General features: G+C 56.7%; 27 protein-coding genes and 1 tRNA gene. 21 read left to right on the top strand and 7 right to left on the bottom strand.

Features of this window, described 5'->3' with window-relative positions; translation table 11 throughout:
* Positions 1-2 precede the first annotated feature (2 nt).
* The 17 genes from murA to OO25_RS00935 all read left to right on the top strand — a co-directional run bounded on the left by murA (position 3) and on the right by OO25_RS00935 (position 11917).
* Positions 3-1274, top strand: a complete 1272-nt coding sequence (gene murA, locus OO25_RS01005) for a UDP-N-acetylglucosamine 1-carboxyvinyltransferase (protein ID WP_040178058.1) — start codon at positions 3-5, stop codon at positions 1272-1274.
* Positions 1274-1750: a DUF2948 family protein gene (locus OO25_RS01000; RefSeq protein ID WP_040178057.1), complete on the top strand. Its 477-nt coding sequence runs from the start codon at positions 1274-1276 to the stop codon at positions 1748-1750. The genes murA and OO25_RS01000 overlap by 1 nt, the downstream gene beginning before the upstream one ends.
* Positions 1747-2289 carry a GNAT family N-acetyltransferase gene (locus OO25_RS00995; RefSeq protein WP_040178056.1) on the top strand — a complete coding sequence of 181 codons (543 nt, stop codon included), beginning with the start codon at positions 1747-1749 and terminating at the stop codon, positions 2287-2289. Before OO25_RS01000 ends, OO25_RS00995 begins: the two co-directional genes overlap by 4 nt.
* Before the next feature lie 69 nt (positions 2290-2358).
* On the top strand, positions 2359-3660 hold the full coding sequence (gene hisD / locus OO25_RS00990) for a histidinol dehydrogenase (RefSeq protein ID WP_040178055.1): 1302 nt from the start codon (positions 2359-2361) through the stop codon (positions 3658-3660).
* A 162-nt stretch (positions 3661-3822) separates the two neighbouring features.
* Entirely contained in the window at positions 3823-4302 is a 480-nt protein-coding gene (locus OO25_RS00985; protein WP_024095680.1) for a UPF0262 family protein, read from the top strand.
* A 3-nt stretch (positions 4303-4305) separates the two neighbouring features.
* A complete protein-coding gene (locus tag OO25_RS00980) occupies positions 4306-4764 on the top strand; it encodes a low molecular weight phosphatase family protein (RefSeq protein ID WP_014873302.1) in 459 nt (152 codons plus the stop codon).
* Positions 4761-5156, top strand: a complete 396-nt coding sequence (locus OO25_RS00975) for a ketosteroid isomerase-related protein (RefSeq protein ID WP_040178054.1) — start codon at positions 4761-4763, stop codon at positions 5154-5156. The genes OO25_RS00980 and OO25_RS00975 overlap by 4 nt, the downstream gene beginning before the upstream one ends.
* Positions 5156-5746, top strand: coding sequence for a GNAT family N-acetyltransferase (locus OO25_RS00970; RefSeq protein WP_040178053.1), 591 nt, complete (start codon positions 5156-5158; stop codon positions 5744-5746). The genes OO25_RS00975 and OO25_RS00970 overlap by 1 nt, the downstream gene beginning before the upstream one ends.
* A 22-nt stretch (positions 5747-5768) precedes the next feature.
* A complete protein-coding gene (locus OO25_RS00965) occupies positions 5769-6647 on the top strand; it encodes a carbon-nitrogen hydrolase family protein (protein WP_040178052.1) in 879 nt (292 codons plus the stop codon).
* Positions 6648-6731: 84 nt separating this feature from the next.
* Entirely contained in the window at positions 6732-6950 is a 219-nt protein-coding gene (gene infA, locus OO25_RS00960; protein ID WP_005978431.1) for a translation initiation factor IF-1, read from the top strand.
* A 201-nt stretch (positions 6951-7151) separates the two neighbouring features.
* Positions 7152-7733, top strand: coding sequence for a nucleoside triphosphate pyrophosphatase (locus OO25_RS00955; RefSeq protein ID WP_040178051.1), 582 nt, complete (start codon positions 7152-7154; stop codon positions 7731-7733).
* On the top strand, positions 7730-8752 hold the full coding sequence (locus OO25_RS00950; RefSeq protein WP_040178050.1) for a ribonuclease E/G: 1023 nt from the start codon (positions 7730-7732) through the stop codon (positions 8750-8752). The genes OO25_RS00955 and OO25_RS00950 overlap by 4 nt, the downstream gene beginning before the upstream one ends.
* Positions 8749-8931 carry a DNA gyrase inhibitor YacG gene (locus OO25_RS00945; RefSeq protein WP_040178049.1) on the top strand — a complete coding sequence of 61 codons (183 nt, stop codon included), beginning with the start codon at positions 8749-8751 and terminating at the stop codon, positions 8929-8931. The genes OO25_RS00950 and OO25_RS00945 overlap by 4 nt, the downstream gene beginning before the upstream one ends.
* Before the next feature lie 81 nt (positions 8932-9012).
* Positions 9013-9087: transfer RNA gene (locus OO25_RS00940), tRNA-Phe, on the top strand.
* A 66-nt stretch (positions 9088-9153) separates the two neighbouring features.
* Entirely contained in the window at positions 9154-9342 is a 189-nt protein-coding gene (locus OO25_RS23410) for a DUF6538 domain-containing protein (protein ID WP_369808839.1), read from the top strand.
* A 109-nt stretch (positions 9343-9451) separates the two neighbouring features.
* Entirely contained in the window at positions 9452-9805 is a 354-nt protein-coding gene (locus OO25_RS22725; RefSeq protein ID WP_139044744.1) for a hypothetical protein, read from the top strand.
* 777 nt (positions 9806-10582) lie between these two features.
* The gene (locus OO25_RS00935; protein ID WP_040178047.1) at positions 10583-11917 is read left to right on the top strand and encodes a PLP-dependent aminotransferase family protein; all 1335 of its coding nucleotides are present in this window, start codon (positions 10583-10585) and stop codon (positions 11915-11917) included.
* A gap of 651 nt (positions 11918-12568) precedes the next feature.
* Here the strand turns inward: OO25_RS00935 and OO25_RS00930 are convergent.
* The 7 genes from OO25_RS00930 to OO25_RS00900 all read right to left on the bottom strand — a co-directional run bounded on the left by OO25_RS00930 (position 12569) and on the right by OO25_RS00900 (position 21682).
* Positions 12569-14626 carry a catalase gene (locus tag OO25_RS00930; RefSeq protein WP_040178046.1) on the bottom strand — a complete coding sequence of 686 codons (2058 nt, stop codon included), beginning with the start codon at positions 14624-14626 and terminating at the stop codon, positions 12569-12571.
* Positions 14627-14658: 32 nt separating this feature from the next.
* The gene (locus OO25_RS00925; protein WP_242406956.1) at positions 14659-16044 is read right to left on the bottom strand and encodes a Y4yA family PLP-dependent enzyme; all 1386 of its coding nucleotides are present in this window, start codon (positions 16042-16044) and stop codon (positions 14659-14661) included.
* 68 nt (positions 16045-16112) lie between these two features.
* The gene (locus OO25_RS00920) at positions 16113-17690 is read right to left on the bottom strand and encodes an FAD/NAD(P)-binding protein (protein ID WP_040178044.1); all 1578 of its coding nucleotides are present in this window, start codon (positions 17688-17690) and stop codon (positions 16113-16115) included.
* Positions 17687-18712, bottom strand: coding sequence for a 2,3-diaminopropionate biosynthesis protein SbnA (gene sbnA / locus OO25_RS00915; protein WP_040178146.1), 1026 nt, complete (start codon positions 18710-18712; stop codon positions 17687-17689). Before sbnA ends, OO25_RS00920 begins: the two co-directional genes overlap by 4 nt.
* 639 nt (positions 18713-19351) lie before the next feature.
* Positions 19352-19990 carry a DUF998 domain-containing protein gene (locus OO25_RS00910; protein ID WP_040178042.1) on the bottom strand — a complete coding sequence of 213 codons (639 nt, stop codon included), beginning with the start codon at positions 19988-19990 and terminating at the stop codon, positions 19352-19354.
* A 114-nt stretch (positions 19991-20104) separates the two neighbouring features.
* On the bottom strand, positions 20105-20455 hold the full coding sequence (locus OO25_RS00905; RefSeq protein WP_369808838.1) for a PRC-barrel domain-containing protein: 351 nt from the start codon (positions 20453-20455) through the stop codon (positions 20105-20107).
* Positions 20456-20893: 438 nt separating this feature from the next.
* On the bottom strand, positions 20894-21682 hold the full coding sequence (locus OO25_RS00900; protein ID WP_139044743.1) for a hypothetical protein: 789 nt from the start codon (positions 21680-21682) through the stop codon (positions 20894-20896).
* A gap of 401 nt (positions 21683-22083) precedes the next feature.
* Here OO25_RS00900 and OO25_RS00895 point away from each other — a divergent pair, with 401 nt between their 5' ends.
* The 4 genes from OO25_RS00895 to OO25_RS00880 are packed head-to-tail and all read left to right on the top strand — an operon-like array spanning position 22084 to position 25795.
* On the top strand, positions 22084-23034 hold the full coding sequence (locus tag OO25_RS00895; protein WP_040178038.1) for a glycosyltransferase family A protein: 951 nt from the start codon (positions 22084-22086) through the stop codon (positions 23032-23034).
* A 1-nt stretch (position 23035) separates the two neighbouring features.
* Positions 23036-23833, top strand: coding sequence for an NAD(P)-dependent oxidoreductase (locus OO25_RS00890; protein ID WP_040178036.1), 798 nt, complete (start codon positions 23036-23038; stop codon positions 23831-23833).
* On the top strand, positions 23814-24602 hold the full coding sequence (locus OO25_RS00885; protein WP_241770562.1) for a glycosyltransferase family 2 protein: 789 nt from the start codon (positions 23814-23816) through the stop codon (positions 24600-24602). Before OO25_RS00890 ends, OO25_RS00885 begins: the two co-directional genes overlap by 20 nt.
* Complete coding sequence (locus OO25_RS00880; protein ID WP_040178035.1) at positions 24599-25795, top strand: DegT/DnrJ/EryC1/StrS aminotransferase family protein; 1197 nt, start codon at positions 24599-24601, stop codon at positions 25793-25795. Before OO25_RS00885 ends, OO25_RS00880 begins: the two co-directional genes overlap by 4 nt.
* Positions 25796-25868 lie beyond the last annotated feature (73 nt).

Genomic DNA, 25868 nt, shown 5'->3' with positions numbered 1-25868 from the left:
AGATGGATTCGATTTTGGTGACGGGGAATGGCCCCCTGAAAGGGCAGATCCCTATCGCGGGTGCAAAAAACGCCTGCCTGACGCTTATGCCGGCAACGATGCTGAGCGAGGAGCCGCTGACACTGACAAACGCACCGCGGCTGTCTGACATTCGCACCATGACAACGCTGTTGCAGTCACTGGGGGCCGAGGTTTCAACACTGCAGGATGGCCAAGTGCTGGCCATGTCGAGCCATGACATCAACAATCACACCGCCGACTACGATATCGTGCGGAAGATGCGGGCGTCGATCCTCGTGCTGGGCCCGATGCTGGCGCGTGATGGTCACGCTGTTGTCTCGTTGCCCGGCGGCTGCGCCATCGGTGCGCGACCGGTGGATCTGCATCTGAAGGCGCTTGAGGCGCTTGGGGCGCAGTTGGATCTGAAGGATGGCTATGTTCATGCCAAGGCGCCTCTGGGCGGATTGAAGGGCGGGGTCATTGACTTCCCGCTGGTCTCCGTCGGCGCCACTGAGAATGCTCTGATGGCCGCGACATTGGCCAAGGGAACGACTGTTATCAACAACGCGGCGCGTGAGCCGGAGATTGTCGACCTGGCACAGTGCCTGCGTAAAATGGGCGCGCAGATCGAAGGTGAGGGCACATCCACCATTACGATCCAAGGTGTAGATCGCCTGCATGGTGCCACGCATCCGGTTGTCACCGACCGGATCGAATTGGGGACCTATATGCTGGCGCCAGCTATTTGCGGTGGCGAGGTGGAGCTGCTGGGCGGCAAACGATCGCTGATCGAAGCCTTCTGCGACAAGCTGGAGGCGGCTGGGGTTGAAATTGCCGAGAATGAAAACAGCCTGACGGTACGCCGCGGTGACAACCGGGTAAAAGCGGTAGATGTCGTGACTGAACCCTTCCCCGGTTTTCCGACCGATTTGCAGGCACAGATGATGGCGCTGATGTGTACCGCTGAAGGGACCAGTGTCCTGGAAGAAAAGATCTTTGAAAACCGGTTCATGCATGCACCGGAACTGATACGTATGGGCGCACAGATTGACGTTCAGGGTGGTCATGCCACGGTAACGGGCGTCGAAAAACTGAAAGGTGCTCCGGTGATGGCGACCGATCTGCGGGCCTCGGTCTCCTTGATTCTTGCAGGTCTTGCGGCTGAAGGTGAGACAACCGTTAGCCGTGTCTATCATCTGGATCGTGGGTACGAACATGTGGTGCGCAAGCTGTCCTCGGTCGGTGCCAAGATTGAACGGATCCAGGAGCAGTAATGTCAGATGCAACCTTCGACGACGGGCGCGAGGCGCCGCTGAACCTTGGCGCGCTTGGCGCTGAGGATTTGGAGATTATTGCCGCGCTCGCGCAGGATGCTGTGTTTCCGGTGACGGAGATCAGCTGGCGACCTGCTGAGCGGCGCTTTGCGTTGCTGTTGAACCGGTTCCGCTGGGAAGATAAAGATTCTGCCGAAAAGCGTGGTCGCCCTTATGAACGGGTGCAAAGTTTGCTGGTCGTCGATCAGGTGTTGTCGGTGGCCTCGCAGGGCGTTGATCGGAAGGAGCGCGACTTGATTCTGTCGTTGCTGTCGCTGAGTTTTGAGCCGGGGTCTGATGGCGACGGGCATATTGTTCTGACCCTTGCCGGTGATGGGGCCATCCGGCTTGCCGTTGAGGCGGTTGAGGTCACCCTGCGCGATGTAACACGTCCCTATCAGGCGCCGTCCGGGCAGGCTCCTCGGCACGAGACATGATCCTGCGCCAGCTGGTGGGCGCTGATCTTGCCGATCTTCGTGCCCTGTGGCGTGAAGGGCTGACCGCCTTTCCGGCCTCGTTCTTGATGACTGCAGAAGAGGCGGATGGCATCCCGGATGCGAGCCTGATCAACGGGCTTGAGAGCGGCGCCTACTGGGGCGCGTTTCTTGGCGATCAATTGGTGGGCTTTGCGGTTTTGCGTCAGGGCGGACTGTCGCGCCTGTCGCATACAGCGGATCTTGGCCCCTTCTACATCTCAGCGGCCTATCAGCGTCGGGGGGTGGCCAAAGCCCTTTTGACACGGGTCCTGGATCAGGCCCGCGCGCGGGGGCTGAAGCAGGTGGAGTTATGCGTGGATCAGGAAAACCATGCGGCGCGGAGGCTTTATGAAGACGCAGGGTTCCGTCCGTTTGGCCTGCGCCCGCGCTCTGTTGTCGTGGAGGGCCAGCCGAGAAACGATGTGCTGATGCTATGCCCGTTGGATAATGCTCTGGCGGCAGATGCAATCCCGTCGCTTGCGCGGCAAGCGCTCGACTGACGTCAATATGTGCAACCATCTTGAGACTGCGGGCAGGGGACTATATTGCAGGCTCAAAGGAGAGCCATAATGCCCGTTTTTCTGAACGCGTCCGATGCTGATTTTGATCAGGCGTTTGCAACCCTTCTGGGGGCAAAACGCGAAGACAGCCCCGATGTGGATGCGGTGGTTGCCGACATCATCGCGGATGTGCGAACCCGTGGCGATGCGGCGCTGATTGAGCTGACCGCGAAATTCGACCGTTTGCCGTTGACCGCGGATCAACTGCGCATTTCGGACGCTGAGATTGATGCCGCGATTGAGGACGTATCGGTTGAGGAACGCGCCGCGCTGGAGCTGGCGGTGGAGCGTATCCGCGCCTATCATGTGCGGCAGATGCCTCAGAACGCCGAATGGCAGGACGACGCCGGGGCTTCACTCGGGTGGCGCTGGTCGGCAGTGTCGGCGGCTGGTCTTTATGTGCCGGGTGGTCTGGCGAGCTATCCGTCGTCGGTCCTGATGAATGCAGTTCCGGCGAAAGTGGCGGGTGTCGAACGACTGGCAGTGGTGGTTCCCACGCCGGATGGACAGATAAACCCGCTGGTATTGCTGGCGGCCCGCCTGTCCGGTGTCGATGAAATCTACCGTGTCGGCGGCGCGCAGGCAGTAGCGGCCCTCGCCTATGGAACTGAGACTATCGCTCCAGTCGACAAGATCACCGGCCCCGGCAATGCGTTTGTCGCGGCAGCGAAGCGGCGGGTTTTTGGCAAGGTCGGCATCGATATGATTGCTGGCCCGTCAGAAATTCTGGTCATCGCGGATAAGGACAACGATCCCGACTGGATTGCGCTCGATCTTCTCAGCCAGGCAGAGCACGATGAAAGTGCGCAATCGATCCTGATTACGGATGACGAGGCATTTGGCCGGTCTGTGGCGGATGCGGTAGAGGCGCGTCTGCAGACACTGGACCGCTCCGCCATCGCCGGCCCCAGCTGGCGGGACTACGGCGCGGTGATCGCTGTGCCTGATCTGGATGTGGCAGCACAGCTGTCCAATCGCATCGCCCCGGAACACCTGGAGCTCTGCGTTGCAGACGCTCGTGCGCTCAGTGAGAAAACCATTCACGCCGGCGCGATTTTCCTTGGTCCGTACACACCCGAAGCGATCGGGGATTATATCGGCGGGCCGAACCATGTGCTGCCAACCGCCAGATCGGCGCGGTTCTCGTCCGGCCTGTCGGTGATGGATTTCCTGAAGCGCACCACGTTGAGCGAAATGACCCCGGAAGCGTTGCGCGCAATCGGCCCGGCGGCCGAAACGCTGGCCAAAAGTGAAAGCCTGGAAGCGCATGGCCTGTCAATCCGGGCGCGCCTGGATCGGCTGAACCGCTGAGCACAGGGAGCAGGAGTGAGGGGAGGCAGGCTGCTGGCTGCCCGTGCGTATGGATGGTGGCGCTGGCACATCGTTACGGCACAACTGTGCCCTGCGGATTGCCGTGGCACCGACCATCGGCTAGTCAGTTATCTACATAATCTGCGCACAGAGACCTGACCCATGAGCCGCATCAGCCAAATCGACCTTGATGACCGCAACCTGCCGCCGCCGACGCCTGAAATTGAGCAGGAGCGTCGGGTCGCGATTTTCGACCTGATCGAGGACAACAGTTTTGCGCTACCGGCGCGTGGTGAGCGAGCAGCGCCTGAGGGGCCCTACCATCTGGGGCTTGCCATCCGCGACAAACGGCTGGTCTTTGATGTTGCCTCCGAGGCTGGCGAAAAGGCGGCGGAATTCCACCTGTCCCTGTCGCCGTTCCGTCAGGTGGTCAAAGACTACTACCAGATCTGCGAGAGCTACTTCACGGCTGTCAAAACTTTGCCGCCCAGTCAGATCGAAACCATCGACATGGCCCGTCGGGGTATTCACAACGAAGGCAGCCGTGTCTTGCAGGAGCGGCTGGAGGGCAAGGCGGAAATTGATACCGACACGGCGCGCCGTCTCTTCACCCTGATTTGCGTATTGCATTTTGGAGGCTGAAGCGTGAGCGAGTTGCCGCAGTCGATCCTGTTCTGCTGTGACCACAACGCGGTCAGATCCCCGATGGCAGAGGGGATTATGAAACAGTTTTATGGCTCCGGCACCTATGTGCAGTCAGTCGGCGTCAAGAACGACATGGAGATTGACGGCTTCTGCATCGCGGTCTGTCAGGAGATCGGTGTGGAACTTTCGCGCCATCGGTCACGGTCCTTCGACGAGATGGAACAGTGGGGCGATGACCTGTCCTCCTTCGACCTGGTGGTGGCGCTGTCCCCCGCCAGTCAGCGCCGGGCGCTGGAACTGACGCGGTTTTTCCACCTTGATGTCGAATATTGGCCAATTATGGACCCAACTGGACTGGGGGAAACCCGGGATGCCAAGCTAGACAGTTACAGGCAAACCCGATCCCAGATTATCCAGCGCCTGACAGAGCGCTGGGGCAACCCGTTGGAGATAAAATGAACAGCACCGTCATCCGCTATTTTGAGGCCTTCAATGCAAAAGACACCGATGCCATGCTTGAGTGCCTGTCGGACGACGTGGCCCACCATGTGAATGAGGGCAAGATCCGCATCGGCAAGGCGCTGTTTGCGGAGTTCTGCAACCACATGAGCCGCTGCTATGATGAATCCCTCACCGACATGGTGGTGTTCGCCAACGAAGATGGCACACGCGCGGCCGCTGAGTATGTCGTGAACGGCACCTATCTTGAAACAGACGCAGGGCTACCGGAGGCGCATCAGCAAACCTATCGCCTGCCTGCCGGGTCGTTCTTTGATCTGGAAGATGGCAAGATCACGCGTGTGATGACCTACTATAACCTTGCGGATTGGATGGCACAGGTCTCAGCCTGATGGGGTTGCGTCTGCAGAGCCTGCGCGGCGCAGCGCTGGCGCAGGCGATGGACGACGTCGCCCGCCTGCGGATCGCTGTATTCCGGGATTGGCCCTATCTCTACGATGGGGATCTGGCTTATGAACGCAGCTATCTTCAAAGCTATCTGGACAGTGACCAGTCTGTGGTGGTCGGCGCTTGGGACGGGGAGCGGTTGATTGGTGCCTCGACCGGCGCGCCTCTCGTTGATCATGCCGAGGATTTTGCAGCCGCTTTCGAAGGGACCGGTCTGGCGCTGAAGGACGTCTTTTATTGCGCCGAATCTGTTCTTTTGCAGGAGTATCGCGGAATGGGCTTAGGGCATCGTTTCTTTGACCTGCGGGAGGCGCATGCCAGGGAGCTTGGCTATGCAGTTTCGGCATTTTGCAGCGTGCAGCGACCGGCTGACCATCCGGCCAAACCGCAGAACTATCGCGCTCTGGATGATTTCTGGCGCAAGCGCGGTTATGAACCCATGCCCGGCGTGGTCGCCGGTTTCTCCTGGCTGGATGTGGGAGAGGTGGACGAGACCCGAAAACCGCTTCAGTTTTGGTCTCGCCGTTTGACCTGACACCAATGAATAGGACCCTTTGATGAAAATTGCTGCCGCTGCCTATCCCCTTGATTGGTTCGATGACTGGTCCGCTTATGAGGCAAAGATCGCCCGATGGGTGCAGGAGGCCGCAGGGAAGGGCGCAGATCTTCTGGTATTTCCCGAATATGGCGCGATGGAACTGTCAACTTTGGACGGCGCAGCGGTGGCGAGCGATCTGGAGCGATCCTTGCATGCGGTCTCCCGGCGCATACCGGATGTTGATGCACTGCACTTGCGTCTCGCGGCTGAATTCAATGTGCATATCCTTGGTGCATCTGCGCCGGTTTTTGATGGCGGCATACGTCCTGTCAACCGCGCGACCCTTTATGCGCCGAATGGACACAAGGGAGTTCAGGACAAACAGATCATGACCATGTTCGAACGCGACCCCTGGGATGTGACCGGTGGAGATGCGCTCAAGGTATTTGACACCGAACTGGGAAAGATCGGTATCCTAATTTGCTACGACAGTGAGTTTCCTCTGCTGGGCCGCGCGCTTGCAGATGTGGATCTGCTACTGGTGCCGTCCTGCACGGAGGCGCTGGCGGGCTACTGGCGGGTGCGCATTGGCGCCATGGCCCGCGCGCTTGAAAACCAGTGTGTTTCAGTCATGTCATCCATCGTCGGCCCTGCTGACTGGTCCGAAGCAGTGGACCAGAACACTGGCATGGGCGGCATATTCGGCCCCCCTGACACAGGATTCCCGGCCACCGGCGTGTTGGCCGAAGGGGTGCTGAACAAACCGGGCTGGACCTATGCTGATGTCGACCTCAAAGCAATCGCCGAGGTGCGCCGCAACGGTGTCGTACGCAACCGAACCCATTGGGATGAAAGGTCCGAACCGGGGAAAACAGTCACAATATGTCCGCTGCGGTGATTGCGCCCTTGAAAATCAGGGAAAAAGCGCTCATTTAAGCGCACGTCCCGCAGACTCGCGGGAAACCATCATTATGGAGATAACATGGCCAAGGAAGATACGCTCGAATTTCCCGGTGTCGTGAAGGAACTCCTGCCCAATGCGACGTTTCGGGTCGAGCTGGAAAACGGCCATGAGATCATCGCACATACGGCAGGCAAGATGCGCAAAAACCGCATCCGCGTTCTGGCTGGCGACAAGGTACAGGTCGAGATGACACCATACGATCTGACCAAAGGACGGATCAACTATCGCTTCAAATAAGCGCTGGTATCCATCAAGTAACAAAAGCCCGGCCTTAGCCGGGCTTTTGTTTTGGGGCGCCTGCAATCGACCAAGTGTCATTTGAACGCACCCACTGCGATCACCAGTTGGGGTTTTTCAGCCTTGATGAACCGGATATGACTGGGCCAAAGCCAACATTAAGTGCAGCCCCGCTGCGCCATAGGACAAAAAGGGCCAGACATGGCATTCATTCTTGGATCGGGCAGTCCGCGCAGGCTGGAGCTACTGGCCCAATTGGGAATCACCCCGGATACGGTCTGCCCGCCGGACATCGACGAAACGCCAAAGCCGAGGGAATTGCCGCGTCTTTATTGCGCTCGCATTGCCCGCCAGAAAGCTGAGGCTATTTCTGCCGCTGCAGAGGATGTGATCCTTTGTGCCGACACAACTGTCGCCCTTGGGCGTCGGATCCTCGGAAAGCCGGAAGATGCTGCAGAGGCCGCCCAATTTCTGTTGGCCCTGTCCGGCCGCCGTCATCAGGTGATCACATCTGTCGCCGTACGACGGGGGGATCGAATTTGGTCCCGCGATGTGGTGAGTGCTGTGAAGATGAAGCGGCTCTCGGATGAAGAGCTGAACGGCTACCTGGCGACCGGGGACTGGCAGGGCAAGGCGGGTGCCTATGCCATTCAGGGACCTGCGGGGGCGCTTATCCCTTGGATCAATGGATCTTTTACGGGAATTGTCGGCCTGCCATTGGCCGAAACTGCTGCCCTGTTGCGCGGGGCGGGCTGGACACCAAACAAGGAGGCCGCCGCATGAAGGGCCGTACAATCATTCTCGACCACATCGACGGCCGCGAAGCCGCCGCACTCATGGTGGATGGCCAGCTTGAGGATTTGCTGATCGACAGCGATGCGCCGACCCCCGGCACGATCTACCGTGCCCGGGCTGATCGACCCGTCAAGGGGCAGGGAGGCATGTTCCTGACAACGCCGGATGGTCCTGCCTTTTTACGCCAAGTCAAAGGTCTGGCGCCCGGACAGGAGTTGCTGGTCCAGCTGACGGGCTATGCAGAGGCGGGCAAAGCACTGCCTGTTTCTCAAAAGTTGCTGTTCAAAAGCCGTTACGCCATCGTCACACCCGAGGCACCCGGGCTCAATATCTCCCGCTCGATCCGTGACGAGGAGGAGCGCGATCGCTTGTTGGAAATTGCTCATGACGCGATAGGCGGCAGCGGTTATGGCCTGATCCTGCGGTCGGCTTGCGATGGCGCTGACAGCACCGATATCGAAGAAGACATTCTCGCCATGGTGTCGCTGGCGTCCCAAGTGCTTGAGGATGCTGGTAGCGGGCCAGAGGTCCTGGCAGAGGGCGATACACCACACCTGTTGGCGTGGCGTGACTGGACCGATCCGGCAGATATTGAGCGCGAGGCTGGCGGATTTGAACGTCTGGGCGTGCTAGATGCTCTTGAGACAGTGCGGGGTATTCGCGAACCTCTCAGCGGCGGCGCGTTTTTGTTTATCGAACAGACCCGCGCCCTGGTTGCAGTGGATGTGAACACTGGCGCGGACACCTCGCTGGCCGCTGGGGTGAAGGCGAACATGGCCTGCGCCAAATCCCTCGCCCGGGCCCTGCGCCTGCGCGGGCTAGGGGGGCAGATTGTGATCGATCCCGCGCCCATGCCCAAGAAGGATCGCCGCGCCTTTGAAACGGCCCTGCGGGCCAGCTTCCGCAGCGATAGCGAAGACACGGTACTGGTGGGCTGGACCACGCTTGGCCACTTTGAGTTGCAGCGGAAACGTGGCCGCATCCCGCTGAAGGAGGTCTTGGCGTGAGCTGCCCGATTTGCGCAGAGGAAACCCAAAAGGACTACCGCCCGTTCTGTTCGCGCCGCTGTGCTGACATTGATCTTGCGAAGTGGCTGAACGGCGCTTACGCAACCCCGAGCACGGACCCGGAAGACATTGAAAACGCTCTGGAAGAAGCCGCAAATTCCCGCGAAATGAAACATTAGCGAATTTCTTTGAAAAAGCCTCTGGACACGGTCATGCACACGTCATAGAAGGCCCACACCCAAGGCGAACAGCCTTCCCGTGCCCGGGTAGCTCAGGGGTAGAGCAGTGGATTGAAAATCCTCGTGTCGGTGGTTCGATTCCGCCCCCGGGCACCATTTATCCGGTCTAACCTATTATTTTACATCCGCTTTTGCATATGGCAAAGCGAGGCGTAGAGCATTTTGGAGAACATATCCGCTAAGTACCTCTCCCTCAAAGAGGGTATCTTTTACTTCAATCGGCGCGTTCCTAAGGATCTCAGGTCACATTATTCCTGCTCTCTGAGAACCCGATCACGTGCCGTTGCATTGGCTAGGGCTAACAGCGCATCTGTGAAGTTGGATGTGTATTGGTACCACCTCAGATCTTAAGATGCTGAGTTGCCTGGGGAGCATTTGCTATGCCACGTTCTATCGCGTCTAGGTTCCACCGGTTCTTAAAGTAGTCACACCTGACGTTCTAACGCTTTCCGAGGGAGTGTTGACATATGTCCGCCTCAAGGGGCGCGGACGTCCAAAGGCGTTTGAGAGGGCAGCGCATCGTTCCTTGGTCTATGTGATCGGCCTATGCGGCGGCAAACGGTTATCTGACTACACAAAAGCAGACGCCAACGCCTTTTGTGATGCGCTTATCAAGCCTGGTTTGACTGAATTCAGCATCATCCGAATCTTCGGTACTGTCTGGGCTGTTTTTAACTCTGCAGAGGCCAAAGAAGGTCTTGAGATCAGTTCTCCCATTGCCAACGTCTGCTACGACCGAAATGCCGGAGTTTCAGAGAGGTTTTCACTTCCTGCTGAAACATCTGCTTCTTTCAGCAACAACTTGAGAAGCTAGACGACGAGATGCGATGGCTGGTTGCAATGGTGTGGATATGGGCATGCGGATCGGCGGGTCTTTTGCACCAAGTGTAGAATGCGACGTTCTCCATCGCTCTGTCTCTCTTTTTGATTGCCGCAAGCGAGGTTGCACGGCACTGGACAAAAGGACCATGGACAGATCCACTCTACGCGGCGTGCCAGCATACAGTCGGTCTGACAATGATCATGAGCGCATCGCCGAGCCGTCCGGGGGATCAAAGCCGCCGACGACAAGACCGCGTATTTAGATCCAGTTGCGCCCTGGGAAACCACTTACTGCGATAGTTTCGGCAGCCAAATGTGGCCCTCTTGATGAGGCCAGCATCACCTGCTGTCATATCTCCGTCGGCACTCGTCTACGTTGGAAATTCTTGCAGGGATCGCTGTCTTTCGTTTCCACGAAACAAAGACAATTGTCGTCGTCGTAGTGTGCACTAACGCCAACCCAATCGGGATCCGCCGTCCGCTTCTGTCAAACAGACCTCCCAACAGCAAAGCGTTGGCGTAAGTCCTCCAACATAGGCCGAAAATGCGATTGTCGCAGCCACTGCTCCAAAGCCACTTTCAGTGGCGTAGACGCCGTAGAGAGGAGCTTGCAAGTTTACAGCAAAGGCCACAGTAAAAACGACCAAACGCAAGAAATGAAGCAGGGACTTAGGCTGTGATCAGGGCGCCTGAAAAATGAGCTTGAACCCTTGACGAAGAAACGTGATTATTATGACAATTTTTAAATTGTCATAGATGCGGTAATCTGATGCCCAAAGCTCGATATATCCAACTCGCTGACACAATTGCGCGCGCGATCCAGTCCGGGAAATTGACACCTGGGTCCAGGCTGCCGACGCACCGTGCATTTGCCGATCAGTTTGAGATTGCACTTGCGACGGCCACTCGTGTTTATGGGGAGCTTGAGCGACGGGGCCTTGTCGTCGGTGAGGCAGGGCGTGGGACATTTGTGCGGGATGACGGGTTGCCAATGGCGTTGGGGGTTCACCAGACCGCGACCGATGGCTTGATCGACCTCGTGTTCAACATGCCAAGTGATGCCGGGGATGCAGATGTGCTGCGCGCCGGGCTTCGCAAATTGGCAACGGCGGGCGACCTTGAGGCGATGTTGCGATATCAGCCCCATGGGGGTCGCAGCCATGAGCGACGAATTATCGCGAACAACCTAAACCAATCACTTGGTTCTGTTGATCCAGAACGCCTATTGGTCACTTCCGGTGGTCAACATGGGCTGGCGATTACCGCACTTGGATTGTTGCGGCACGGTGATGCTGTTGCGACGGACACTTTGACTTATCCTGGCTTCAAATCTGTCGCTGCTTTGCAGGGGCTGGACCTTGTTTCAGTTGATGGTGTGGAGGGTGCCATGGTTCCGGACGATCTCGATCGGAAGTGCCGTAGCGGTCAAATTCGGGCAGTCTATTTGATGCCAACCGTTCACAACCCACTGGGGGCGGTAATGGGAGAGGCCACCCGCCTTGCTCTGATCCACATCGCCAGAAAGCATGATCTCATTATCATAGAAGACGCCGCATATGCGTTTCTGGAGAACGACCCGCCGCCCACCTTTCTGGCTCTAGCCCCTGAGCGAACAGTTTACATCGGCGGTTTTTCGAAAAGCATCGCAACAGGGCTGCGTTTGGGATATGTGATCGCACCAGCGGGTAAAATCTGCCGCCTCGTTGAAGCCATTCGAGCGACCACATGGAACGCTCCGGCGCTCATCTCTGGGTTAGTCACAGGTTGGATTGAAGACGGGACCCTAGGAGCATCCGAAGAAACCCGCAGACAGGATGGCGCAGAACGACAGCAGCTTTGCCGCGCCGCTCTAACAGACTTGCCAATTATCGCGCATCCTAATGCAGGGTTTGCATGGCTGCCCTTGGCGAAAAACATGCGGGCCGAACCGATAGTTAGTCGATTGAGGAATGCTGGCATATCGGTGTCGGGCGCGGAGCCCTTTGCAACTACGGTGGCAGTACCGCAAGCGTTGCGCTTGGCCTTAGGTGGTGTCAAAAAAAACGATCTGACTGCCATTCTGGCTTTAGTCAGCAAAACGGTCAAAAATCACTCTTTTGAGTGAGGGAACTCTCTCGCAACTCTGGGACGTGGACGCCATATCCCCACGAAGCCTCAAGTGCCTGGATATCGTGCAGCAAATTGCTCCGCGATAGCGGGCTATCCGGCGGGCGTGCGACGGGACGGGATAGGTTTCGCGGCATTCAATGTCGGATGATATGCCGTTGGCCGGAGTTTTCATCTCTTCCGATCAGGGGCTTTGCTATGACAGCTCAACACTGGATGTCAAAGATAGCGCTTCATTGCTGCCTGATTGCGGATAAGTCTGTGTGCAACTTGGGTCCAGCATAACGGAAGGGCCGCTTTTGGATCTGCAAGCGTTTTGCGGCAGCGCAAGTGTATCCATCCGACACGCCGCCATGGTTTTTGTGAATGTGTTTCAGCAGCAGCCTACCGAGACAGGATCCAGTCTCTGCACTTGCAGCTGGACAGACCATGGCCGGTGTGCAGCTTCTGCTTTATGTCTTCCACGGTGGCTTGCTCGGGCCGCCGAAGTTCTCCGCCTGATGAAATCGGTGAAGGTGCCGATTGTGCTGAAGGGTACTGGAGTTCAACGGGTTCTGCCCGTGGCGCTCAGAGTATGGGCACGCGATACACTCTCGCGCGCCCATGGATGCGGCCACCCTTCAGCCAGTAGTGCATCATGATGTTGCGGTCAGAACATCTTCCTTTCCCAGAAACGCAGCTTTTCGCAGGCTCTCAGAAAATCACCAACATTTTCGCCATCGATCTTCATCATGCCGTCATCGATCTTGTCAGAGAGACCCACAGTTTCGATCAACGGCATGGCTGCATCGGTCCACGCGATGAACTTTGCATGTGCAAACGCATCGCTGAGAAAATCCTGTGATGGTTTGTTGTTTGCCATTTCGCTGCCGGCTCCCTCTGAAAACACCAGCGCAACCGCATCGAACAGAACTGAAGGGCCTCCATCGATTTTCTCGTCTGCGGGCTTTGTCGTGCCGTCGGACAGTTTTGCACCGAAAATCTGCGGTGCGACGATGGCCACCATCGCGCCCGCGCGGGTGAATTCGGCCTCGATCTCATTGACCAAACCGGCATCGGCGCCGTCCGTGATAAATAGGCCCAGTTTGCGGCCGGCGAAGCTCTCGGGGCCGTTTTTGAGAATGCTCAGAGCGTCCGAAGCGGGCAGATCGGTGATAGGCTTGCGCGCTGGTTTTGCCGCGTCGGGCAGGTCAGAGACGCCCAGACCCTTGGCCACGGATTCTGCCAGATCATCGTGCACGTTCATCAGATGGCTTAGCATTCGAAGCCTGATCCTTTCATGCTGGCACTTCGACAACTCGAAGGTATAGGCCGCAGCAATGTGGTTCTGTTCAGTGGCTGTCTGGCTGATCCAGAACTGCCGAGCTTGGCTGTAGTGGTCGGCAAATGTCTCGGAGCGCGTGCGTTGCTTGCCGCCCTGCACCCGCTCAGAATAACTGGCGAACCCGATTTCGGGATTTTCGCGAGGCCCGCCATCCTCATCCCAGCTGTTCGGCTCATAATTCGCCCGGCCCTTGGGATTGCGCATCGCCATGTGGCCGTCCTGCTGGAAATGGTGAACGGGACATTTCGGTGCGTTGATCGGTATATGGGTGAAATTCGGCCCGCCCAGACGCTTGGTTTGCGTATCAAGGTAGGAGAAGTTGCGCCCCTGAAGAAGTGGATCATCGGTGAAGTCGATGCCGCGGACGATGTTTTGGGTACAGAATGCTACCTGCTCGGTTTCAGCAAAGAAATTATCGACGTTGTTATCCAGCGTCATGGTGCCGATAATCTGCACCGGCACCTGCTCCTCAGGTATGAGCTTGGTGGCGTCGAGAATATCGAACTCGAACTCATCCGCGAATTCATCATCGAAGACCTGGATGCCCAAGTCCCATTGCGGGTAATCCCCGGCGTCGATGGCATTCCACATATCGCGGCGGTGAAAATCCGGGTCGGCGCCGTTGATCTTCAATGCTTCGTTCCAAACCACGGATTGCAGGCCTTGCTTTGGTTTCCAGTGAAATTTCACGAAATGGGATTTGCCCTCGCTATTGACCAGCCGGAAGGTGTGTACACCGAACCCTTCCATGAACCGCAGGGAGCGAGGAATGGCGCGGTCCGACATCGTCCAAAGGGTCATATGGACGGCCTCGGGCGATAGTGAGATGAAGTCCCAGAAATTGTCATGCGCGCTTTGAGCTTGGGGGAAGGCGCGATCGGGCGCGGGTTTAACCGAATGGACCAGGTCCGGAAATTTCATCGCGTCTTGGATGAAGAAGACCGGCATGTTGTTGCCCACCAAGTCCCAGTTGCCCTCGTTGGTGTAGAACTTCACCGCAAAACCGCGCACATCGCGTGCGACGTCCGGCGATCCCTTGCTGCCCGCAACGGTGGAAAAACGGGTGAAAACAGGTGTCTTCTCTCCTTCGCGCTGAAAAATATCGGCACAGGAGAACTCCGGGATCGCCCTCGTCAGTTCGAAGTGGCCGTGTACGCCATATCCGCGCGCATGGACGACACGTTCGGGAATCCGTTCATGGTCGAAGTGGAAGATTTTTTCGCGCATGATCTGATCTTCCAGCAGTACCGGTCCACGCGGTCCGGCTGTTAGGGAATTCTGATCGTCGGAGATGGGTGTGCCTTGTGCCGTCGTGATGGTTCCCTCGCGTGCATCCGCTTCCTGACGCGGTGCGCCACCTTTATCCAAATTGAGTTTTTTCATGCTTGGTCTCCTTCCCTATAATGACATAGCTATCAGCCTGTTGGGTGATCGTGTCCGCCTTGGTCTATCCCGTCGAGCCTGGCCGACGCGTCGGGGTCCGATCGCAAGAAGATGTTTCGGGCCAGTGGAAACTGGTGTGAACGACTTTCCAGAAAATGCATGAGGTAGCCTGCGGTGTTAGGGAAAACCATCAGGTCACCGACCCCAACACCATGGGGGAATGCCATCTTGCGCCGGGTCAGCCATTCGCTTTCCGTGCAGTAGGTCCCAGCCAGATAGCCCGCGACCGCATCGCCACGCGGCCCCTTTCCGGGAACCATCAAGGGGTCGAGTGCAAATTCGGAAAAGCCCGATCGCGACTGGGTGCGGTTCATCTGCACCCCAATAACCGATTCACCTGCACTGTCTGTCTTTCGGAAGGCTACTCGCGCCACGGTCATGCCGCACCCGTCCAGCAGAGACCGGCCCGGCTCGCACCGCAAGGTTACGTGGGCATCGCGCAGCCGCCTAGCGATTGTGCGGTCCCCATCGGGGGCTTGCAGGATCTGTCGCATCCAGTCGGTTTGAACCAGAGACTGAGCCACCGGATAACTGTCCACTGTGCCGGGAGCGCCATCGGGTCCCCGTTTTCGCCCAAGGTTGTCATTGTGTTGCGTAATCGGGTCACGTTCTCCGGCTAGTGCCTTGTCCAGCTCAGCCAGCCAAACGTCCCATTGGCGGGGATCGGCGAGGTAGTTCATCGGGATGCCGCCCCCGATGTCGAGGAAGAAATCGCGACTACAGTCGCCCCGAATATCCGCCACCATGGGCAGTGTCTGTGATATTGCTGCGATACGCTCCTCAGCACTGTATCCGTTGAGGTGGAAATGCAGCCCGTCCAGTCTGAGCGCGGCGGACCGTTCCAGCCGCGCCACAATCCCAGGAATCTCGCTCAACGTGAAGCCGAAACGCGAGTAGATCGCCCTACCACCGCATGAAAACCCGTTCAGCCGCAACCCGACCGAAATCGTCCGGTCGCCGCCCTGAGAAACCTCTTCCAGCAATGCTAACTCGTCGTAATTGTCGAGCACGATGGTCACGCCGCCAGCAACACAAAGCGCCATCAGTGCCCGGTCCTTTACCGCCGCCGTGCAAACGATCCTGTGACCGGGAACCCCTTGCGCAAGACATTGTTCAACCTCTGCATGGCTTGCCGTGTCGATGCCGATGCCCTGATCCCGAGCCGATTGGACATAGGTCAGGCACTTGTTGGCCTTACGAGCGAACATCGGCATGAAAGGCAGATCAAAATCAGCGACACAGCCGGTCAGCGCTGCGATGTGCCGACTGAAAGGCTCAACCGACTGGATATTCAATGGTGCGCCAAATTCCTCGATTAGCGCGTGCAAGCGGGGCGGATCAGCAATCAAATCGACCATCCAGTCCTCCAGCCGCGGGCGGAGGGGGACAACACCTCGGCAATGATCAAATAGGGACTGCCGCGGGTTCATGCCGTTTGCTCCAGACTTGTCTCTCGGCCCGCACGGGCTGCATGAACGACATTGGCTGCCCACCGCTCCGGCAAATCGTGCAGCGCGCGCGATAGGGTGTCGTTGCCCAATACACTGCCTTCAGTCGCGCGCCCGATGATCGACAATCCCGGTGTTGCGGCACCGTTCACCAGCGCCTGCGCTCGGCCATTTACGACAATGCCCTGCAATGCCCCCACGCTCAAATGACCGTCGCGCATCAGGCCGTTCAGGGGCTGTGACAAGGCTGCACTTCCAGCGGGCGGGATCGTCGCGTCAACTGTGACATCCGCAGCCATACCGCCATCGAGGTGGTTTAAGCTCACCAACCCGGTTCGTTCGAGACAGATCAGTTTGCCGATATTCTGGGCAGGCGGACCGAAGGCCAGCCGTTCCATCTCGGTCGCGACAGTACGGAATAGGGCTGCGTCCGTCTCCGGTAGATCATGGTGGTTTATCCACGCAACGAGGTGGGGATAGCATCGCCGCCAAGTCTCGCCTAAGGCCCACAAGACGTCCGGTGGGCGGATACCGAGCGCAATCTCGAAGCCCGTGCGCAATTCATCTCGGCACCGTTCCGGGTCGAATACGGACCCCTGCCAGTGGGTGAAGACCGCCGCCGCAGTGCCAGGCGCGCTATTGATCGTTCGCTCAGCCATCTGCCGTATCGAGGGCCAAATATCACTAGTGAAAGTAGCGCTAGATTTTTCCGAAAGAAATGCTTCGAACGCGTCTAGCTGTGTCTCCCAATAGGCCTCACCTTGGGGGCGTGCGAACCGATCAACATCGACCTTGGCCCGCATCGGGCGTCCGGTGCGGCTGAACGGTGCGATCAACTGCGGCTCAAGGCCAGACGAGTGATAGACGTAGCCCTGCTCCAAGGGCGCGAAGGAACCGCCGCGCCCTTCGGTGAGTGCCAGCATCGTGTCGAGGAACGTTAGAGCGAACCCCTTACAGGCTACGGAGGTGCCTGGCGGTATGCGCGCATTGGTCAACGCCAGATCTACGGGAAACGGAGAGGGAATCTCCTCGCTAAGATGGGGCCGACGCGTCCGGCACCAATCCTGGTGGCCAGTGCAAATTAGCAGCTCGTCAACGACGATGCTACCGGGTGAGATCATCCACCGGGCCTGGAACTGTCTTACGTCGTGGACCCTGACGGGGTGTATCGAGATCTGGAGGTTAGGCGGTGCGTTCGCGACCACTTGGCCAAAGCACCATGTGAGGTATTGGCCAACCACCGCGCGCGGAACGTATTCCTCCGCAGCCACCTTCTTGCCCTGGCTCATTAGCCATACCTGCAAGTCCGGCCCCCGTCCGCCGGTCCAGGCGTCGATCTTACCGGCCGGAAAATTCATCAGCAGTACATTCGGCTGCCCCGGATCGTAAATTGGACCCGCGCCCGGGTTGGGAGACTCTTCGAAAACATGGACATCGAAACTGTGCGATGGCGTTTTACGGGCTGCTTCGGACAATGAGTCCAATGCATAAAGCCCTTTGGGGCCGCAACCGACGATGGCGATTTCTCGATGCGCCTGACCTATGTGGAAGTTCATTGCAGACCAGCCAAGGCGCGAACCTCGTCCCCGGATGCGCCCAGCTCCCGTGCGACCCAATCGTCGTCGAAAACAGTACTCAAGTACCGCGAGCCTGAATCATGAAGGATTGCCACAGCGGTCTTGCCGGATAGTTCGTCCTGCATGCTGCGCACAGCTTCGAGTACGCCCCCCCCTGATCCGCCGACCAGGATGCCCTCGTGCTTAACGGCTCGACGGCAGCCAGCCACGCACGTGAGGTCGGATACGCGAACTAGGCCATCGAAACTTTGTCCTTGTGCCAGCTCGGGCAGGCGCCCCGCGCCCATGCCGGATATTTTTCTCGGTCCAGCCGTGCCGTCAAACAATGTGCTGCCTTCGGCGTCAACGGCGACAACTTTGGTCCTGCGCCCCTTTGCGCGCAGAAAGTCCCGGCAGCCCCGCGCTGTGCCTGTGCTGGAGCAGGCGACAAAAAGGTAATCGACCTGCCCAGAAAATGCGGCATCAATTTCTGCTACGGTCCCGGTTTCGTGCGAAGCGGGGTTGTCGAGGTTTGCATATTGATTTGGCCAGAACCGGTCAGCGGACTCTTCGAGCAGCACGCTCACCCGCTCTAAGCGAGCAGCAAGAAAATCACCGTCTAGCGCTTGGTCGACCAGCTCGATCTGTCCTCCCAAAGCGCGAATTATGTCGATATTTTGTGCCTGTGCATTTGGGTCTACCACGCAGATGAACTTCAGGTGGTGTAGAGCGCAGGCTTGCGCTAGGCCGATGCCCATATTCCCGGAAGAAGATTCCACAACCGTATCACCTGGTGAGAGGCGTCCATCGGCGAGGGCGCGCTCAATCATGTGACGGGCGGGTCGGTCCTTCGCACTTCCACCTGGGTTCAACGCCTCCAACTTGGCAAACAAGTTGACCGATGCCTTGTCTAGATAATGATGTAGACGCACCAATGGAGTCTGGCCAATAAGATCCAGAAGATTGTCGGCGACACGAGGGACTGATGTGTGTGCAGGGGCAATATTTGTCTCAATGTTCACGATATCACCTATACGCAAAGACGACCGGTGCTGCCCGGTCTGGTGGAGGCGCCGCGCAGGAGATCACTGAGCGGGACACGGATGGAGGGGATTGAGAACTTGAGTAGGTGTCTCGAAGTTTTTGGTGGCATCATCTCGCCTCGGGCCGCAGCCGAGCGCACCATTTCAGGTGTAACCAATTCATCCGGCCGCCAAGCCGTCACTTCGACTTCTGCCGGATCGTCGTAGTCGACCTCGACACATGGGGCTAGGTCAGCGCCCAGAGCATTCAGTGCGGTGTACCGGTGATGGCCATCCAGCAATGTCCGACAGCGCCGCGCGATGATTAAGGGTCGCCAGATCGCTTGGTCAGTTCGAATGGACCGCGCAATACTGGCAGAGTGATCCGCGTTCACGAATTCATGCGGTCTAATCTCCACAAGCGGCCGAAGTACAACAGACATAGGGCGCATAACAAATGACCTTTTTAGGGTTAAGGATGAAGCGCCAGAATGGCCTGACCTCCATTTACGCCAATAACGTTCAATCTACTGAATTGTTCCAATCAGCCGATGCTACAATATTGGCTTGCAGAAGACCGCCCGCCGCTTGTCTCGTGGTCTGAAAATTTAGAAGCCCATCAGGCAGACAGCTCTCAGCCTAGGTATTGAGCCTTTCACCGCACCGGATGAATAAGCTCGCGAGCACGAACACAAAAGCGAAGGCAATAAGTCCGAGATAGCGTTCGTAAACGCCATCAATTCCATCGGGGAGGAAAAAAAAGACCGGTGCAGAGAACGCCCACACTACCGAAATGCCGACTAAAAATTTACCATAATGACGACCCGCACAAGTTGCCCCGTCGGACATCAGCCAAGGAATGATCGCCATGAGCAATCCCAGCGCGTAGACGAGATAAATATGGATCACCACGCCATCACTGTCGCTGTCGCCGTATTCATTACGAGCCCCAACCAGAAAGACGATCAGTCCTAGAAGGGCTAGGCCGATGATTCCGAAGCTCCAGCCTTGTCCACCCATATGAATATGTGCAGCCAACAATGCTATGGAAATGAGCGAACCTGAGAATGCATAGATGCCGATATCGACGATGTACTCAAATTCGCCGGCACCCAGATCGCTGATCGTGTCAGCAATCCAGTCATGGTTGGGGACAACAAAGTCCGCCACGAGGATGGAGAGAGCGAATACTAGGCAGCCGACTATGGAGTACCACCCAAGCACGATCACCAGCGTAGGTTCGGCTTCGAATGTTGATGATTTGGTCTGGTTGTTCATATCGATTCGCCGTCTGATCACGCCGGGTAGCAACCATCGAGGAGCTTGGCTCTTCCTGCTGCATGGAAGGGGCTACAACAACCCCTTCGCTACGCTTACGTTTGCTGAAGCTGGTTAATCCCACCAGCCCTCATCAACCGATTCCATCTCTTCGAGCTGCTCTTCGGTCTTGCGCGTCACGATGACATAGTTCTTGTCATCCACTGGTGTCAGGCGAATGTCTTCGACAGGGATCAGCACATGTTTGTCGCCGATATCTAGGAAGCCGCCAACTTCAGCCACGACACCAATCATCTTTCCACCGCGGTCCAAGACAATATCTTCGATTTCGCCGATATCATTCCAGTCTGGGCCGACACCTTCGGCCTCCCAATTACCCCAAGTATCTTCGTCCATGGGGCCATTCAGAGTGTAGATATCTCCGCCAGTGATATCGCGTGTGCGGATCAGATTATCAGTATCCATCATTGTTTCCGCAACAGCAGGCGCTGCAACCATACCGGCAATAAGAGCAAAAGAGGTGAGGCGAGGCATATGACATTCCCTTTCTGTTTGCTTCAATGACCGAACAATCTCAGGACTGCTTTTGTTCCAAAAAAATATGCCTCGGGTTGAAAATGTGCAGGATAAGGAAGGTTGTTTGAGTGGTTTTGATAGATGTTTTCCGGCTCAGGTCGAAGGCTTCGGGAAGCATCGATGCGGCTAGCGCGGCTTCAATCGCCGGATTTTGCCTATCAGAATGGGAGAAGCCTTAGACAGGATGGCTGCACGCACGGCAGGTAGGCTGCCGTCTTATTGGCCCTTGGTCTGTGTGGATATCTACTAGGCCATGGCGGCAGACCAAGTCGAACCTACCTAGGATGTCTCGCTGGCAGCTATCACATGTGACCTATTGGATCGATGTCAATTGGGCCGCTTGAACTCAAAACCAGAGGACCATTCCGCAAGCCTTTTCAAGAACACGTCATCACTGGATGTTGGCTGGTCAGTGAAGTTCGGAAGATCCCTGAGTACGGTACGTACCCCCTTCAAATTTCCCTTGTGCTCAAGCCAGTCCGCGGTGAACCGCAACAGCCCTTCGGGCAGGCGTAGCTGAGGGGCCGGGGTGGAGTAGTATAATGCGTGTGGCACACTGTTCAGGCTGGATACTAGATCTGCGAGGTGTTTCAGCTCGGTGGTGAGCTCGCCCCCAAGCTCCTGTCGTGCGGCCAAATGTGTCAAAAATGCACGCCCCGCTGCGACTGTTTGCGTGGTGTTCAAGACAAAACTTACAGAGAGTGTGAGCACAATCATGCCATTTACACCCACGAGAACGGTTACCAGTTCCCAACCTGCTGATCCCGGCTTGGTATTCCCTCCCCCAAGTGTGGACAGTGCTTCGCCGACATATCCTAGATCCAGTAATAGGCCCGCAGGTTGTCTGGTATCTGAGAGGACCACCGACCTCTCAGAACCTTGAAATATGAGAAACCAAGCCAGAGCAGTACCGATAACCCAGAACACGGCAATAGAGGCCATAACTATAGGCCCCACCGCGATACGACTGAAAGCGTTGATAGGCAGAAGGCGTTTCATCAGGCTCCAAGCCGCTTGGGCAACCCAACGGGACGGTAGCTTGCGATCCGTAATTGCAACCGTAGTCAGCAAAAAGTCTGAAAAAACCAAGAAGAGACTGATTAAGCCGATAAACATGAGTATCATAATTGGATAACGCGGCGAAGCGAGTTTGGTTTCTTAGAATTTTTACCGTAGCCGTTCCAGAAGGCCAAACGGCCGAACTTTCCTACTTGGAGCAGTGGTTGGAACTCGTCGCATGTCCGGTGTCCAGCGCGCTGGTCAGGGCAAAATGACGCCTTCGCCGTTGGATTCCGTCTGCGGTTGGCCTGCATTGCATCCATATCTGCTTTCATTGCGGCGGAGCTCATTCGATGCATCTGAACAAGCAGTGGACAGTTCCTACGGTCGGGCCCCCGACTGAGCATACAAAAAGTTGCCAGTGAGATGGCAACTTAACTCAAATTTATATCTTCTAGACCTATTCTTGCAGATGTACGTGCACAACACCGTGCGTATCTTGCTGGAGAACCGGTCACATGAAATTTCATTCATTTAATGCACCTGACCCAAATGCGCCTAATCGCCCCCTGGTGACGGTTTTTTGTGCTGTCTGGCATAAGCAGCCGAACAAATTGGAGCTATTGCGCTCCCATTGGGCCAACCTAAAGGCTCAGTCGATACCGGTAGACCCATGCTATATTTTCGACAATGGAGACCAGGCACCGGACTGGCTGGAAGCCCCATGGTATAGCTTCGATGAACCTCTAACGATCTACGAGGCTTGGTCGGCGGCAACCGCGCTTTCGCACACAAGATACATCATGAATCTCAATATGGATGATCGCCTGGCGACCAATGCTGTCCAAACTTTGGTTGCAACGGCTGACGCCACCAACTCAACACTGGTTGGTGGTGAGTGGCTGGTCAATTTCGATGAGAGTCACTTGGAGCAGAAATTCGGTGTGGAGGATCTCTGGGAGACGGGTTTCTCCGCCGACTGGCCACCAAGAAAGCAGGCAAATCTACGGCTCGGCAGCGGCACGGCGGAGCGGGGAACATATGGGCCGGCGACACTTTGGAACTTGGAGCAGGTGGGGCAGTGGTATCCAAGCTATTTCGGCAATCAATCACCGATCAAATCGATCGGAGACTCGATCTTTTGGCAAATGCTGGCCGACAAAAACTGCAAGTTCACTCGCATCCCTATGATCATTGGGCGGTACTACTCAGAAGAGGGATCGCAAGCTGAATTTCGGCCTCATAAGGATAACGATCACCTGCGCGCGCATGGTATCAGTTTGATTTCCTTCGCGAATTTTGTTCTCTCGGGAGACTATTCAAAATGGCCGGGGCTGAATCCGGAAGCTGTCGCTCCAGAAGCCGGACCACGTAACAGGATTGAACAAGCCAGTGACAAGCTGGCCGCCCAATTCCGCGCCATGGGTCTTGGGGCACAGTGCGCGCCACAAATGGCGTCAATGCAGTAACATGTTAAGACGTGTATTTTTAACCGGAAGCGGGGGCATTGTGGGCCGCCACGCTCTGAGGGCACTGGAGGCGCTTGCACCTGACGCCGAGGTGTTGCGCAATACCGCCGATCTTACCAATCCGGGTGAAATTTCGCAGGCTATTGAGGAAGCTGGCCCAATCGATCTGGTGGTTCATCTCGCCGCAATGGTGCCAGTCAAGTCTGTTCAAGCCAACCCGGGTGCTGCTTTTGCAGTGAATGCCGGAGGGACGATTAACCTTCTCGCGGCGCTTGATGGCAGCGCGGCACGGATGCTTTTGTGTTCGTCCAGTCACGTCTACGCAAGCAAGGAGACTCCGCTTCGAGAGACCGACGCAACAGAGCCGGTGTCACTTTATGGTCAAACAAAGCTCATGTCAGAGCAGGCTGCGCAGCAAATTTGTGCGGTGACCGGTCGCTCACTTTGCATCGCACGATTGTTTTCAATCCACGATCCGGATCAAATCGGAAGCTACTTGCGACCGACTCTCGAGCAGCGCTTTGCTACCCATGCGCCAGAGACCCCTTTTGAGTTGTACGGAGCTCTCAGCCGTCGTGATTTTCTTCCTGCATCCGATGCAGCACGATTGATCACTAAACTTGCGCTCTCAAATGCCGAAGGTCCGGTCAATGTCGCTTCTGGGCACGCCGTGACTGTGGCCGACTTTGCACAATCAATCGCTCCCTTTCCGCTGAATATTCGGCCCGTGGGCCAAAACGATACGCTTGAGGCTGATGTGACACGCCTACGTGCGATCCTTGGAGAACGCTATGACTAAGACAATTTCTATCGTAATCCCGACATTTAACCGTGCGGATATGCTTCCCAAAGCTATCGAGAGCGCACTTAACCAGACGATGCCATGCGAGGTGATTGTGTCTGACCACGGGTCGACGGATCATACTGCCCAGATCGCTGCAGAGTATGGTGCCAAAATCACTTACATCCGCCGGGAGAAAGACTTTGGCCCGCATTTTTGCTGGCTGGAAGGCGTACTGCATGCGACCGGAGAGTTTGTCCATCTGCAGTATGATGATGATTGGATTGCGCCTACCTTCATCGAAAAATGCGCGTCTGTCCTCAAGGATGATGTTGGGTTCGCCTTTACCGGCGCGGAAGTCATTGACGACAAAACCGGCAAACAGATGATGGTGCAGTTTTTGGAATGGCTGCCGGAGACAGGTATCTTCGACAACCGGCTAGCGGAGGAGAACATTGTTGGCTCTCTCATCTCGCCGGGCGCGGCGCTGTTCCGGCGTCAAGTGCTGATTGATGCGCTCTATCAGGGGCGCCTTCCGTTGCAGAACAGTGAATACCATGGTGTGGGTCCTGACATCTTTGCCTCGCTGTTGTCCATGCTGCGCTATCCCAAGGTGGGATTTGTCAAAGAACCTCTCGCAAGTTTTCGCGCCCACGAAGGGTCGATCACGATCGACGCCCTGACTGACAAACAAAAAGCAGCCAATATCGCCGCTGCCTACAATGAGGTGCGCCACTACTATGTCGAACTGAAAGCGATGCAGGCTGTGAGGGGGGCACAGGCATGAAGAATTTCCAACCTCCCCGCCCGATCACGCTTGCACAGGACACGATCTCGCGGCGTGAACTGCAGCAGACGGCAGATTGGATGATGGCTGGTAACCGCCTGACAAAGGCCGAGGAAACCGTCGCATTTGAGGAAGAGTTTGCGGCCTGGATGGGATCCAAACATGCAGTATTCGTTAACTCCGGCTCTTCAGCAAATCTGTTGATGATATATGCTGCCCGTGAGGCAGGGCGGCTGCGGAACACTAAGGTGATTGCTCCTGCGGTTAGCTGGGTGACAACCGTGTCGCCGCTCATTCAGTTCGGGTTCGATGTCAGGCTCTGTGACTGTGATCCGGTGAACCTTGGTCTGGATCTGGAGCATTTGGAACAGCTCTGCAAGGATGAGGCCCCTGCGATGCTGATCCTTGTGCATGTGTTGGGTCATGCCAATCACATGAAAGCGATCCAAGACATTTGTGACCGTTACGATGTGTTGTTGCTGGAAGACAGCTGCGAAGCGCTTGGCTCGGTCAGCGGTGGACGCAAACTCGGCTGCCATGGTGCTGCGGGTAGTTTTTCATTCTATTATGGCCACCATATCTCAACGATCGAGGGTGGGATGGTGGTGACCGACGACAGTGAGTTGCATCAGGTCATGTTGTCGCTTCGCTCCCACGGCTGGAGCCGGGATCTGAACCCAACGCTGCGGGATCAACTGCAGCAGGACCACAATATTGACGATTTCCGCAATCTTTATACTTTTTATTACGCCGGCTTCAACTTGCGCTCAACCGACCTGCAGGCATTCATCGGGCGACAGCAGATCCTGAAGCTTGACGATATCTGCCGCGTACGGGCACGCAATTTCGACACCTATGCCGAAGAATTGCACGGGTTTTATGCACAGGATAGCGAGACTGATCTACTGTCCTCTTTTGCCTATGGCACGCTGGTTGAAAATAGAATGGACGTGTTTGAGCATTTGAGAGCGCAGCAGATTGAATGCCGGCCGCTCATCTGCGGCAACATCGCTCGCCATCCATTCTGGATCCGGCACTATGGGCGTCAGGTTTTGCCAAATGCGGATATGATCCATGACTACGGGATCTACCTGCCAAACCACCACAACCTGTCGACTGCGGATGTGATCAGCGTCGCCAGCGCCTTCAAAGATGTGGCGCAGCCCAAAACTATGCGTGATCGTGCAGCCTGAGCTGCATCTGAGGTCTGATTGCAAGAACAACGGATAAAATAATGCCAATTGTAAAAAAAGCCCTCATCACCGG

It is taken from the genome of Phaeobacter sp. S60 (assembly GCF_000826845.1).
Taxonomy (GTDB): domain Bacteria; phylum Pseudomonadota; class Alphaproteobacteria; order Rhodobacterales; family Rhodobacteraceae; genus Phaeobacter; species Phaeobacter piscinae.
The sequence above is the reverse complement of the archived record's forward strand: the minus strand, read 5'-3'. Positions and strand labels throughout refer to the sequence as shown.

Coding starts and splice junctions, on each gene's coding strand:
- murA (WP_040178058.1), top strand. CDS start 3: ATGGATTCGATTTTGGTGACGGGGAATGGCCCCCTGAAAGGGCAGATC.
- OO25_RS00895 (WP_040178038.1), top strand. CDS start 22,084: ATGAAATTTCATTCATTTAATGCACCTGACCCAAATGCGCCTAATCGC.
- OO25_RS00900 (WP_139044743.1), bottom strand. CDS start 21,682: ATGTTTATCGGCTTAATCAGTCTCTTCTTGGTTTTTTCAGACTTTTTG.
- OO25_RS00905 (WP_369808838.1), bottom strand. CDS start 20,455: ATGGATACTGATAATCTGATCCGCACACGCGATATCACTGGCGGAGAT.
- OO25_RS00950 (WP_040178050.1), top strand. CDS start 7,730: ATGAAGGGCCGTACAATCATTCTCGACCACATCGACGGCCGCGAAGCC.
- infA (WP_005978431.1), top strand. CDS start 6,732: ATGGCCAAGGAAGATACGCTCGAATTTCCCGGTGTCGTGAAGGAACTC.
- hisD (WP_040178055.1), top strand. CDS start 2,359: ATGCCCGTTTTTCTGAACGCGTCCGATGCTGATTTTGATCAGGCGTTT.
- OO25_RS00880 (WP_040178035.1), top strand. CDS start 24,599: ATGAAGAATTTCCAACCTCCCCGCCCGATCACGCTTGCACAGGACACG.
- OO25_RS00925 (WP_242406956.1), bottom strand. CDS start 16,044: ATGGTCGATTTGATTGCTGATCCGCCCCGCTTGCACGCGCTAATCGAG.
- OO25_RS00935 (WP_040178047.1), top strand. CDS start 10,583: ATGCCCAAAGCTCGATATATCCAACTCGCTGACACAATTGCGCGCGCG.
- OO25_RS00975 (WP_040178054.1), top strand. CDS start 4,761: ATGAACAGCACCGTCATCCGCTATTTTGAGGCCTTCAATGCAAAAGAC.
- OO25_RS00910 (WP_040178042.1), bottom strand. CDS start 19,990: ATGAACAACCAGACCAAATCATCAACATTCGAAGCCGAACCTACGCTG.
- OO25_RS00995 (WP_040178056.1), top strand. CDS start 1,747: ATGATCCTGCGCCAGCTGGTGGGCGCTGATCTTGCCGATCTTCGTGCC.
- OO25_RS00920 (WP_040178044.1), bottom strand. CDS start 17,690: ATGAACTTCCACATAGGTCAGGCGCATCGAGAAATCGCCATCGTCGGT.
- OO25_RS00970 (WP_040178053.1), top strand. CDS start 5,156: ATGGGGTTGCGTCTGCAGAGCCTGCGCGGCGCAGCGCTGGCGCAGGCG.
- OO25_RS00985 (WP_024095680.1), top strand. CDS start 3,823: ATGAGCCGCATCAGCCAAATCGACCTTGATGACCGCAACCTGCCGCCG.
- OO25_RS00955 (WP_040178051.1), top strand. CDS start 7,152: ATGGCATTCATTCTTGGATCGGGCAGTCCGCGCAGGCTGGAGCTACTG.
- OO25_RS01000 (WP_040178057.1), top strand. CDS start 1,274: ATGTCAGATGCAACCTTCGACGACGGGCGCGAGGCGCCGCTGAACCTT.
- OO25_RS00965 (WP_040178052.1), top strand. CDS start 5,769: ATGAAAATTGCTGCCGCTGCCTATCCCCTTGATTGGTTCGATGACTGG.
- OO25_RS00930 (WP_040178046.1), bottom strand. CDS start 14,626: ATGAAAAAACTCAATTTGGATAAAGGTGGCGCACCGCGTCAGGAAGCG.
- OO25_RS00890 (WP_040178036.1), top strand. CDS start 23,036: ATGTTAAGACGTGTATTTTTAACCGGAAGCGGGGGCATTGTGGGCCGC.